The 14,166-nt window shown below is 46.3% G+C and carries 1 protein-coding gene; it reads right to left on the bottom strand.

From position 1 onward, the window contains the following. Positions 1–5: 5 nt before the first annotated feature. A complete protein-coding gene (locus PQG45_RS06250) occupies positions 6–14,108 on the bottom strand; it encodes an Ig-like domain-containing protein (RefSeq protein WP_316070485.1) in 14,103 nt (4,700 codons plus the stop codon). Between the last annotated feature and the right edge of the window lie 58 nt (positions 14,109–14,166).

Genomic DNA, 14,166 nt, shown 5'->3' with positions numbered 1-14,166 from the left:
TCTTCTTATTTTAACCGATTGATGTACACATAGGTCGACACCGTTGGATATTTACCAAAGAAATCCAACACGTAGTAATAGGTTCCGTCTGGCAATTCTTGGCCATTCGCACTACGTCCATTCCAATCATTTTTATAGTTTTCTGCGTCGTAAACCACCTGGCCGGAACGATTCATGATCGTCATGCGGTTTGGCTGTCTGCTTAGAATTCCAGGGATGATGAAGGTGTCATTTTTGCCATCTCCATTTGGCGAGAATCCTTGTGTCGCATAGGTTTCACATTGATCTTTATCCAAACGGTTTGGTATTCCATCCTGATCACAATCAGGCATCGCACCGTAATTCAAATCATCTTCTACTTGATCCAAAATTCCGTCACCATCTGTATCCAAATCTAAATAATCCGGAATGCCATCCTTATCCGTATCCGCCGGAACTCCGTTCACAACGCCGGCCTCATCCTTATCCGAAACGCCGTCATTGTCCGAATCGACATCCACATAATCCTGCTTGCCATCTTGATCCGTATCAACCGGAATCAATGGATTTGCTCCCGCTTCAATGGCATCGCTAATTCCATCTCCGTCTGAATCGGCATCCGTGTAGTTGGCTTGGCCATCCCCATCCGTATCGATTTCCTTGTAGCCATTGGATTCATTGGCATTTACCAAATTACCCGCCTCCACTTTATCTGGAATCTTATCACCGTCAGAATCTAAATCACGGAAGTTCATAATGCCATCACGATCTGTATCAAGCGGTGCCAAAGGATTGGTTCCCGCCTCGTATGTATCTGGAATACCATCATTATCTGCATCCAAGTCGAGGTAATCTGGACGCGAATCTGCATCCGTATCCACCGGTGTCGCCGGGTTCGAACCTGCTTCTATTGCATCTGGAATCTTATCCCCATCCGAATCGGTATCAATGTAATTGGCTTTGCCATCCCCATCGGTATCAATCGCCTTCTCCACCGCATCCGGAATCGCATCGCCATCCGAATCAGTATCGATGTAGTTGGCCTTACCATCCCCATCCGTATCAATCGCTTTCTCGATCGAATCCAAAATCGAATCTCCATCCGAATCCAAATCACGGAAGTTCAGGATGCCGTCCCCATCCGTATCAATCGCCTTCTCAATCGAATCCAAAATCGAATCTCCATCCGAATCCAAATCACGGAAATCCGCAACACCATCTTGGTCGGTGTCAACATTTAATTCAATGGAATCTAAGATCGAATCCCCATCTGAATCTAAATCATGGTAATCTGGCGTTCCGTCTGCATCTGTATCCACGGGGCTTGTAGGCGTTGTACCCACCTCGATTAAATCAGAAATGCCATCATTATCCGAATCCGAATCACGGTAATCGGGTTTGCCATCGCGATCAAAATCGAGTGGAGCCCAACCATTTGGCCCTACCTCATATGCATCTAACATTCCGTCATTATCCGAATCGAAATCTTCAAAATCACGAACACCATCGCCATCCGTATCGACAAGATTCGTACAACTTACAGCTTCTACCGCGTCTGGGATTCCGTCATTATCGCTATCGCCATCACGGAAGTTCAGTTGGTCATCATGATCCACATCATTCAAGCCCTCTGCCGCATCAGGAATACAATCATTATCACTATCCGTATCTAAGAAATCATAAATGCCGTCGAGGTCGGTATCTTTTGGCTTAAATCCGCCAAACTGAATGCGATCATCCCAACCGTCGCCATTGTTATCAATCTTATCTGCGTCAGTACACGTCCAGCATCTTTCCGCGCCTTCCCAAGCATCTGGAATTCCATCGCCATCGGAGTCGGTATCCAAGAAGTTCGGCAAGGCATCATTATCTAAATCGCTCCACTTTTCAATATTATCGCCTACACCATCGCCATCCGAATCATCGTCTCGGTAATTTGATAAAGCATCACGATCCGCATCTTCCGTTAATTCCAAATAATCTGGGATGCTATCTCCATCTGAATCGGTGTCTTTAAAATCGGGAATACCATCCCCATCCGTATCCTGGGCATTGATCGGCGTTCCTCCTAAGCGTAATTCCAAATAATCCATGAGACCATTCGTATTCACATCGGCAAAGGCACCAGAGGCCAAACTGATTCGGCCATCCGCGTTGTAATCACGGTGGTAGGTGTAATCAATCCGAGCCTCCCAAGCATCAAAAATCGAATCGCCATCCGTATCCAAATCCAAGTAATTTGAAATACCATCCGAATCTACATCACCTGTTCCTTCGGTCGCATCTAAAATACCATCATTATCACTATCCAAATCGCGGTAGTTCATCACACCATCGCCATCTGAATCTACGGTACGTTCCGTGATGTCTGGAATCGTATCCGCATCTGAATCGAGATCCAAATAATCCGCTGTACCATCGCCATCGCTATCGCGGGATGCGCTTGGACTTTGGTTATTATATCCTTCGATGTAATTCGGAATACTATCCCCGTCGCTATCTGCGACCACATCGCCTGAGGCGTTTGGATTCGAGCCTTGTCGAGTCTCTACATAATCCGGAATGCCATCCCCGTCCGTATCCCGCGTAGAGGCCGGGTTATTCGGGTTGGAACCTTGTTGGGTCTCGACATAATCCGGCACGCCGTCCCCATCGCTGTCGCGTGCGCTTGTAGGATTGAATGGATCTGTTCCCTGTGCGATTTCCACAAAATCGGGAACTCCGTCACCATCCGTATCTTTTACGCTGCTTGGGTTGTTCGGGTTCGTGCCGTCCAACATCTCTTGGAAGTCTGGCACACCATCTCCATCGGTATCATTTGTTAATTCGGTTGCATCCGGAATACCATCGCCATCGGCGTCATTATCTAAATAATCTGGGATGGAATCGCCATCGGTGTCCGCGGAAGCCACAGGGTTATTCGGGTCAAATCCTTCGCGGTAATCCGGAATACCATCCCCATCTGCATCTTGTACAACGTCTGGCGCGACCAATGGATTCGTCGACTGGCGTGTTTCCACGTAATCCGGAACGCCTCCACGATCTGTATCTTGGAAACTTCCTGCGTTACGAGGATCTGTCCCTTGGCGTGTTTCCACATAATCCGGAACACCATCGCCATCGCTATCTAAATAGCTTGAGATATTTGCAGGATTTGTTCCTTGGCGTTCCTCTACATAATTAGGAACTCCATCGCGATCAGCATCCAAGAAACTTGTTGCGTTGTTTGGGTTGGTACCTTGTTGGTTTTCGATGTAATCCGGAACCCCATCACCATCGGTATCTAAGAAACTACCCGCATCATACGGATTTGTACCTTGCGCTTGCTCGTCCGTATCTGGTACGCCGTCACCATCAGAATCGCCAATTAACACCGTCAAAATCGTGGTAACGCTTGCCGCATTGTAATTACTATCTTGTGCTTGTGTTGCCGTTATTGTAGTCGTACCTAGGCCCACAATCGTTACCGTGTTGCCACTAATCGTCGCGACATTCGGGTCACTACTTGTATAATTAATCGCACCGGTTCCCGCTGAACTCGTCGGTGGCGTAATCGTAAAGGCCACATCACGGATTGTTTTCGTGATGGCAGGGAAGTTCGAAAGCGCTGGATTGTCACGCGTAATTCGAACGCTAATCGTTGCTGTTGAGCAGGTGTTCGTTGTCGTATTACACACTTGGTAACCGATCGTCACCACACTCGCAGGTTCGTTTAATCCCGCCGTGTAATTCAAAACCCCGGTGGTTGGGATTAGCGTAACTGTACCCGTGGCCGTTCCTGCGCCACCGCCTGGTAAACGAGTGAGGCTAATGTTTGCGCCAGGCACAAAATCATCATTCGCCATGACGTTTCCGGAAATATTTCCATTCACAACTGGACCAAAGAAATCATTTTGCGCAATGGCCAATTGTGGATTCGTATCATTCAAGTTAATCACGCCGTCACCGTCGCAATCCCCTTGTTGCCAAGCGGTGCTTGTTGAAACCGTGCGGTGAATCAAGAGGTATGAACAGTTATTCTGCGGATTCGTATTGTCATTGACTTCCGTCGCATCCAAGACACCGTCACCATCGCTCTCCAAATCATACGGATTACGCAAGCCGTCGCTATCAATATCCGTTGGCGTTAGCCCAGATCCTGCCGTACTTGGAATACCCGAACCATTCACGGTTCCATCCGCTTTGCCATCGTTGTTGGCATCCGTTCCACCCGCTTCGATCACGTCTTTGATACCATCGCCGTCGGAATCTAGATCCAAGTAGTTTGGCGTATTATCCCCATCCGTATCACAGGTCGGGCTTGAAGGATTACAAGCCGCATTTTCAATCGTATCTAAAATACCATCATTGTCATCATCCAAATCCCCCAAGGTGTCGAACACGCCGTCACCATCGGAATCCACCGGACAACCATTCAAAAGCACAGAACCAGCGACCAAACGACATTGATCTACGGCATCTAATACCGTATCGCCATCTGAATCTGCGTCAAAGGCATTCGCGGTTCCATCGGAATCCGTATCAATCGTTGCCAAACCGCCAGCCGCAGAGACCGGAATTCCGTTTGCCACGATGGCTCCGTCGGCCTTGCCGTCGTTATTGGCATCCGTTCCGCCGGCTTCAATGACGTCTTTGATGCCATCGCCATCCGAATCTAAATCCAAAAGATTTGGAATGGTATCACCGTCTGTATCACAACTTGAGCTGGCTGGATTACATGCTGCATTTTCAGCCGTATCTAGAATTCCATCATTATCATCATCGCGGTCATCCACGGTATCAAAATAGCCGTCACCATCGGAATCCACCGGACAACCATTCAGTTGGGCCGTACCAAATAACAAAGGACATTGATCCGCTGAATCGATGATTCCGTCACCGTCTGAATCTAAGTTTGGATCATTGAATTCATAGACACGAATCACCGCACCAAAGGTCGTTGACCCTCCCGTGTTCGTGGCTGTTACGGTATAGGTCGCTTGAGCCGTAACCGCTGTAGGCGTTCCTGAAATGACACCTGTACCCGTATCGAAGCTTAATCCAGCAGGTAAAGCTGGAGAAATGCTGTAGGAAATAACCGTCCCACCTTGTACCGTTGGGCTTAAACTCGTCATCGCTTGGGTTCGTACCAAACCAACTGGCGTCGCATAACTTAATTGGGAAGGAATGACATCCACCACGGCAATTTGCATCGTGGTTGTTGTGAACCCAGTCCCGTTATTGGCAGTCAAGGTATAGGTCGCCGAAGGACTTAATACCGTCGCTGTACCCGATAACTCACCCGTGCTCGAATTAATTGTCAATCCTGTAGGCAAGGCTGGGCTTACCGTGTAGGTAATGACAGCGCCTCCGCCAACGGTTGGCGTAATCGGACTAATCGCCACCGTTTTTGTCGCGGTCAGTGTGCCGACAGGGTACACCAGGTTAATAGGCGCATAATCTTTCACCTCGATCACCACGTTTTGGGAGACGGAACCCACAAAGTTAAATGCCGTCACGACATACGTAGCCGAAGCAGTAATCGCCGTAGGTGTTCCTGAAATCACACCGGTCGCGGTGTTGAAACTTAATCCCACGGGCAAGGCTGGCGAAATGCTATACCCTGCCGGGGTGCCACCACTACTTGCGGGTGTCAAGGGTGTTATCGCCGTATTCAAATAATAGATTGGCGGAGTCGTATAGGTAAAGTTGACCGGCGGCGCATCATTCACCAAGATGTCAATGGTTGCTGTTAAAGAACCGGTCACGTTGGAACCCACAATCGTATACGTCGTCCGAGCCGTCACGGCAGTAGGCGTTCCCGAAATCACACCTGTGGATGTATTAAAGCTTAATCCCGCAGGCAATGTCGGGCTAATGCTATAGGTAGTAATTACACCACCCGATGTGCTTGGCCCGATCGGCGATATGGTAATCCCACGCTCGAGGACAATTGGTGAAGCATAGGTTAAGCCCGTCGGCGCTACATCATTGACAGTCAACGAGAAGGTAGTAGATGTGGTTCCTCCTGAGTTTGTAGCGGTAATGGTATAGGTCGTTGCCGACTTCAATTCAGTTGGCGTACCGGAAATCGTACCTGTGGCTGTATCAAAAACCAAACCGCCTGGTAAACTTGGACTAATGCTGTAAGTCGACACAACACCTCCAGAGCTTGTTGGTGTCACAGGTGTAATGGCCTGACCCAACAAATAAATCGACGGCACCGAGATTACCAAGTTCGTCGGCTGCGGTTCAATAACGGCTAAATTCAAGTTGAAACTACTCTCTCCCCCAAGATTGGAAGCGGTTACCGTATAGTCGGTTCCTGTGCTAACAATTGTAGGAGATCCCGAAATTTCACCCGTCGTAGTATTAAAACTAAACCCTGATGGCAAGGGCGGCATTATGCTATAACTTGTTGGCGCAGCACCCGAAACTAAGGTCGGTAATAAATTTTGGATAGTCGTACCACGCGTCCAAGTCGCTAAATTAGTTGAATAAGTAATGACGGGAACATTTGGATTGACAACCGTTAAGGTAGATGCAATCATCTCCCCATTGTAGTTGTCCGATGCATCTTGCGCAGCAGTAATCCTGCTAGTCCCGAGGCCAACGAGCGTTACTGTAGTTCCGGAGATGGTTGCCACAGCCGGATTTGAACTCACATAAGTAAAGGCTCCACTACTCAAGGTCGTTGGCGGAGTTATCGTGTATGTCCCGAGTGTAATCGTCTTTGTTTGGTCAGCAAAGGCGCTCAAATTCGGACTCGACTTACTTAAAAGACCCACGACTAAAGGAGCGCTGATGGCGCCTGCCCGATAATTTCCATTGGCCGCCTGCAACACCGTTAACGTGCTAAGGCCATCGCCTACAAGGGTTACGGTGCTACCTGAAACAGTCGCCACATTCGTATTACTTGAACTGTAGGTAAATGCTCCCGTACTGTTCGAAGTTGGAACCGATAACGCGAACGCGGGCATTCCCTTCGTCTTGTTGATTCCGGATATCCATGTAAGCGTAGGAGCCAATTTACTTGAACTGGAAATAATCACTTGTACCGTGATTGTTGCCGCTTCGTAAATGCCGCTTGCCGCTTGCGAAACCGTAATCGTTCCTGTTCCGGCTGTGGTCCCAACCGTCAGGGTTGATCCACTAACAGAGAACACATTGGCAACAGATCCGGAGTATGTGATTGCCCCTGGAGAATCGGATGTGGCAGTCAAAGTAAGAGGTGAATCCCCTAGCAGTTTGGATATATTCTCCATTCGGATTGTAGGTAACTTAGTCACAGACAAACTAAATGTAGTGGACCCTTCTTCATACTCTTCAGAAGCAGCTTGTAAAGCTGTAATAGTGGCAACACCAGGACTCAAAAGTGTCACCTGATTCCTTGAAACAGTCACCACATTCGTATTACTTGAACTGTAGGTAAATGCTCCCGTACTATTCGTTGTAGGCGTTGGTAATGAGAATAATGGATCTGTCACACGCTTGGTGATGTTGGCTATCGATCCCAATGTTGGACTAGGCTTCGTCGCCCCAAAGACCATCACATTGAACGAACCATCCAACGCGGGATCCGTATTATCCGTTGGCGAGAAACTATTCCCATCAGCTAAGCTGATTAAATCTCCATTTCCGTTGTAAGCATAGATTCTAAACTCGGTAACCCCAGCTGCTTGCGTGGTGAGGTTACTTAAATTCACAGACGTTAGACCAAAATTTGCTCCTGCGGCACTCGTAAATTCTCCTAAAGAACTAGCAAATGCATCCACACTCGATCGCAATTGTAATTTTGTAGTTCCTGAAATATTCAAACCTGTCAAAACAAAGCGTGTAAATTTCGTGGCTTTATTAGTTGTAATGGAATAACTTAAATAAGGAGAAGTCCCTGAAATACTTAAGTTTGCGGATGTTTCGCTATGGGTCCATTGATTATTTACAGCTGAATTTCCAGTCATATTAGCCAAGGAAGTTCTTGCAGCTGCAACATCTCCTGTTTTTGTGTAAGCGGCCGCATAAGGGAAAGTGGCAGAGCTCGTGGCAACTTGGTTCCAGCCGGCCAAAAGGTCCACCGATGTATAGGCAACCCCGTAGATGAATCCAGCAAGGCTTGTTTGGCCACCACCTGTAGTAACTTGGACCGAACCTGAGCTCCCATTTTTTACAACGGCAATAATCGTATTGTCATCAACGATGGTAAAACTATGAGCAACGACACCACCAAAAGAAACCGCGCTTGCACTTGTAAATCCCGAACCTTTAATGGTTATAGTATTGCCCGCAAGTCCTTTGATTGGGGAAAAGTAACGAATGACGGGACTATTGTAGAAATTATAACCGGCCTTCGTGGCTGTCCCTCCGAGTGTCGTTACACTAACAGAGCCCGAAGTACCTGAGCCTACAGTTGCAGTAATTTGTGTTGCACTATTAACGACCACATTGGTTGCAGCAGTTCCACCAAAACTTACGGTAGCCCCCGTGATAAATCCTGTACCTTGAATCACCACATTCGAACCTGCCCCGGATTGGGTTGGTGTAAACGAAGTAATGCTTGGTAGAGGATTTGCAACCATGAACAAGTTATTTGAAAGGGGGCCTTGGTATCCCGTTACTGTAATACTTGTGGCTGTTGTACTCACATTCGTTCCCGTTTGTTGTACCCATGCTGAACCATTGTAATAATAAAGGGCGGGAAGCGAAAGTGTTCCAGAGACGTCGCCAGGTTGCCAACTAAACGTAAGTGTTGAACCAGAGCCTGCCACATTCGTATTCGTTTTGTTAATTTTCCAAGTTTTGTTAACAACGTTTGTAAGCGCTGTCCCAGTTGAGCCTGCTGATAAAACGCCCGTGCTCACCTGAACCGCATAGGTATCGGCACTCCCTGTAAAGTTTGTAATACTTACAGGCGAATATGAACCTCGGCCTACAGGAAATGCAATGGGTGATGTTGAAACCGTTTCAGTTAAGGTCCCCACACCATTGGTTTCGACCCAAGCCGTACTTGAGCCCTCCAATACTTGTCCTGCCGTTAACGTATTCGCCCCTAGTGTCAGTACTTTACCGTTAAGGCGTAAACTTCCCCCCACTGTCCAGTTTCCTGTGAACGTATAAGTACTTGACCCGTTGGCCAATAAGAAAATTTTCCCCGCATTAAAATCAGCTGGCTGCGATCCTCCTGTTCCATTAGCGTTTGTGCTCCAATTCGCTAAATTTTGCAACTGTCCATTAGCGCCAGTAAAAGATGAATAAAACGGTGCAACTAAATTGGCGGCAATGGACGCAGATACCAAACATCCATTTGATTGCGTTGCTGTAAAAACATAATTTCCGGCCGTCGTGAAATTATTAATTGTATAGGACGTTGCTGTCCCCAGTGACGCTCCCGCCCCATTAAACTTCCAATCATAACCAGAGAATGATTGACCTGGCCCTGGTGTTGGAGACACTTCAATATTCGTATTTGAGGCACCCGAATTGATGTAAATAGGTGAGGTTGGCGTTACTTGAATATAGGGCAAGCCGGCAGCGGTGGACCCAAAAGCCCTGAATTCCGAAAGACCAATATCCCCCCAACCTTGCGAATTTTCAAGTAATATATATTTTGCGTAAAATGGAGACGAAAAATTGATGGTCTCCCCGTAATTTGACCATTGTGACGTTGAAAACGTTTGAGGTAACGTAGTCCAATTAGCCATATCAAGGCTGTACTTAACTGTAACATTATTTACATCTGAATAATTTACATAAGGAGAAGGCCAGGAAGTGTAATCATAATAACCTAAACCTTGCGCATATATGGATGAAAAGAAATAAGGTTGATCATAATCGACACGAAGGCTACCACCATTCACCATTCCTAAACCCGTGGACGGCTCATTATCTGTAAAATAGTAATCGCTATAACCAAAATTATACAGTTCAGTGCCTCCCATACCGTCGGGTATGTAAAAATTAAAATCGCGCGAACCAATATTCGTCATATAGCTCATGCCGATATAGGGTGCTCCCGGGCATGATCCAAAAATATCCGCTACAAACAGCGTCGCGGCATTGCTATATGCAATACAAGCGTTGTTATAAACAACAAGTCGGTATTTAAACTTATGCAACTGAACCTTAGCCGTTGAAATTGTCAAGGTACTATTGTTTCCGGTCGTGCCCGAAAAGCCCGAATACGTAACCCCATCCATAGAGGCAATAATATTTGTCCACGTTTGCCCATTATCACTACTTCGTTGCCAATAATATCCTTGTTTCGTGCCGCCCATATTAACTGAAAAAGTAATATTGGAGAAATTTGTAACGGCGTTAGCGTCGGATATTGTTGATGAAATGTAGGGCCCCGACCAAGTAACGAAAACTGCCGAACGAGCAGTCGAAGTACAACCCTCAGGACTAACCGCCTCCGCATAATAAGTTCCTACTGTCGTGCTTACGATAGGCATCGTTCCCAAGATAGGTGTTTGATAAGCATTTCCAGTCCCAACAGAAGAACCCCCATTGGATTGGGTATACCAAAGAACACTCGCACCAGAAGAAGGAATTGCAGATACGCTTGCCGTACCCGAAAGGCATAAAGTAGCAGGTGTTGTACTTGAAATAGTCGGTCGAGGAATTACGCGCGCAACGACCGCCGTTCGATTGCTCTCACAGGTGATGCTATTCAAGGTTGTGTAAGCAGCTGCATAGCGTGTAGTTTCCGCGGAAATATTCGAAATTGTTGTACTAACATTTGTTGTAATAGGTGACCCACCAAGATCCGTGCTATACCAGCGAATACTTGTTGAACCTGCACTAGCTGTCGCGGAAAGAACTGTATTCGTATTAATACAAGCATTAGCAGAAGTAACGGAAGTAATCGATGGCGTTGTTATCACATAAGCATTCACCGCGGTTCTACTAACACTTATACCAAAACAATTAGCAACCTCCGCGTAATAGGTCGTATTCTGCGAAATTGAAGGCGTCTGAAAAGAGGTTCCCGTAGCAATAGCTGTTCCTCCCGTTGAGGTAGTAAACCACGAAATCACCGCGCCCGCGTGTGAAGGCGTGGCAGATAATGTCACAGAACCTAGATCACACCGCGTTATATTCGCGGCAATCGAATTAGAAGTCGCTGTGATGGTTGGGACAGCCGTAACAACCGTAGCCAAAACTGCTGTCCGGCTCGATTTACAAGCCGCGATATCGGATGATGCAAGTGCATAGAAATTAGTAGAAGATGCTATACTACTCGTCGTAAATGAATTCCCCGCTCCTAGCGCGGTTCCTCCAGAGGAAAGCTGGTACCATTCTACGCTACTTCCTGCAGATGCAGTAGCACCCAATACAACGGCACCCGTACCACAGCGTTCTCCTGGCGTCGTTGTTTGAATTGTTGGAATAGCGATTACCGTGACTTTTACCGGTGCAGTAAAGTAGACGGTTGCATCAGCCGGATTTGTTACCCCGCGACGAAACCAAGTCGTTACTGTTTTCGCTGGAGATGCATAGCTTAAAGAATTAGTAGATGCAATGTCCGTAAATGTGATACCGTCCGACGAACTTTGCCATTTATACACTAAAGTACCTCCTGTAAAAGTCGCCGGTGCAACACTACTAAAAGCTGCGATGGGAGCCCCAGAACAAACGGTTTGATCAGCAGAGATCGCACCAGCTTCACCGGCCATATTGCGGTAAACGTCAATGTCAGCCGAAAATTGACTGGCAATAATATCAATTTTAGAGTCTCCATCAACATCTGCTAATTCCATTTGGCGATATACGCGATTAGCTGTGGAAGCCATGACAATTTCCGAAGCAAAGGAAATATTTCCTGAACTAGAGGTATTCTCGAGATAAGCAATTTTAGTGCTAAATCCAGACGCGGATGAATAATCTGAGACGATAATATCAGGCTTTCCGTCGCCGTTCATGTCACCGATTGCCAACTGAAATGTGTTTTCTAAATCAGGCGTTGGAAGCGTAACAATACCTCCAAATGACATGGAACCGGCCACAGAATTTGTATTAGGCATAATGTAAACGGCCTTTTCTGCATTATTCGTATACACGATATCTGGTTTCCCATCCCCATCAAAATCCGCTACCTTCACCGCATTTGCCCGGCCATTGTTGCCAACAAAAGAAAGAATATCCCGCCCAAATTTAAAATTAGCTAAGCTTAAGGATCCTGTAGGCGTCTGATTTTGTAAAATGTTTACCCCATTACCTGCCGCGACAACGTCAACCTTTCCGTCATTATCAAAGTCGGCATGATCGCCGGCCGACATATTTCCTAAATAAAGGTAGTCGGTACACGAGTTACAATAGGTATTCGCTGGATTACCGGAAGTAATCGAAAAGGTATTCCCTGAGGTATTATTTTGGCTTAGGTAATATGCAGAATTGTATGTAATGCCAGAGGACATGAAAGATTGTCCTCGCAAACCAAAAATATCCGTTTTCCCGTCGTTATTGATATCAATAGGAAGTAAAGCTGCATCTACCCAATAGTCTCCCGAAGAAGACTTCAGTGATGTGAAATTCGACATGCTAACAGAACCACTCGTGCTCGTATTCATGTTGGCAAAACCACCCGAATATTGCACACCATTGCTATTTGCTAAATCGATTTTTCCATCATTATTCAAGTCGGCCGCCAAAACGGATCGAGCCGTATTTTGAGAATACGTCTCCTTTACTCCACTCACAGCCGTGACTGAAGCAAAGGTGCTCGCATTCACGACACCAGATGTCGCTGTATTTCGTAAAACTTGAGGGTCTCCATTTACGGAATAAGAGGCTAGATCAACTTTCCCGTCTTGATCGATATCAGCTAATGCGAATCGTTGAGGTGGATTCACAGCTAAAGGCATCGTATAAGTTACAGGATTTGCAAAGGAGGTATTTGCAAGGCTCGAATATTTGGCATTCACGAGCGAAGCCGATTTACTTAAAAACTTCGTCTTGGCATACCCAATTAAATTGGTTGAAGTATTCAGAACAGAGAAGTAGTCATATTTGGCTTGCGCAGGAACTGTCACGGTAATACTCGTTGAAGTAGCAGCCGTTATTGTACATTTGGCTCCTCCTAAATACACGACATTATTCGCTACGTTATCCCCAAAAAATTGACCCGTTAGGGTAACCGAATTACCTACCGCACCGTTATTCGAGGAGATTCCAGATATAATCGGAGCCGCGACATAACTCAAAGCGACCTCGTCAATCCCGAGGTTTCCTCCATTATAACCGCCAAATGTGTAAGTGGGCGTCGGACAAAAAACACGTACACGCGAGTAAGAGGTTCCACTTGGGATACTAGAATTCGTTCGAATCGTCACATCAGCTGTCCCCTGCCCAGACAAGATCGTTGCATTATCAAAAGACCATTCAATTAAATAATTGGCGGCGCTTCCCGTTAAATTGACATGGTAGGTGTAGACCGTATTGGCCGACCATGTTTGCAAATTACTCGAATCATACACCACATTGTTTCCGGTAGGAACAATTGCTACCGAAGTAGGCAAAGTACAAATAGGTGGATTTTGAATATAATAATTCTGATCAAACGCAGCCCACTCAAATACAACACGATACGTCGTTCCCGGTTTCAGGTTATATCCACCAAATGATAAATACGTTGCATCTCGGTCATTCTGTAACGGATTACTATTCGTATAGGTCTGCCAGTTGGTCTGGCTCTGTAAAAACGTAGTAAAAGCGGAAGCACTCGTACGGTAAAAATCACCGGCAGTTGGTAAATTTTGTAAATCACTCGCAGGTAAAAACATGACCCTTGGAGGAAATGTGGATCCATCCGGATTTTTCCATTTGAATGACAGCTGTATGGATGTTGCATTCGTAGGTACCGTAATGTCTTTATACATATAGATAACCGAGTTCCCCGCTTGTGGACTTGTCAATGCCTGGCTATTGACATTATTAGACACATAAGCCCCGCTCGATCCAGAGGTTTTCACCGCTGGACCTACTTGCCATTGATTGGCTTGAATACCATTTAAAAAAGTCCAACCGTGGTTCCCCTCAAACCCCCCGTCGGTGGCAGGATTGATGATGTAATTTACCGTTTGACCAAAAGTTTGTTGATGAAATGCCCCTAATAAAAAAATCAGAGCGAGCAGCCGCGTAAATCGAATTCTCATGAGTAAATAATAGAACATTGGATTATTCCCATACAAATCTCAATATTTTACATTTCAA

The sequence above is a fragment of the Aquirufa regiilacus genome (assembly GCF_032470275.1).
Lineage (GTDB): Bacteria > Bacteroidota > Bacteroidia > Cytophagales > Spirosomataceae > Aquirufa > Aquirufa regiilacus.
This window is presented reverse-complemented; position numbering and strand designations above follow the sequence as displayed.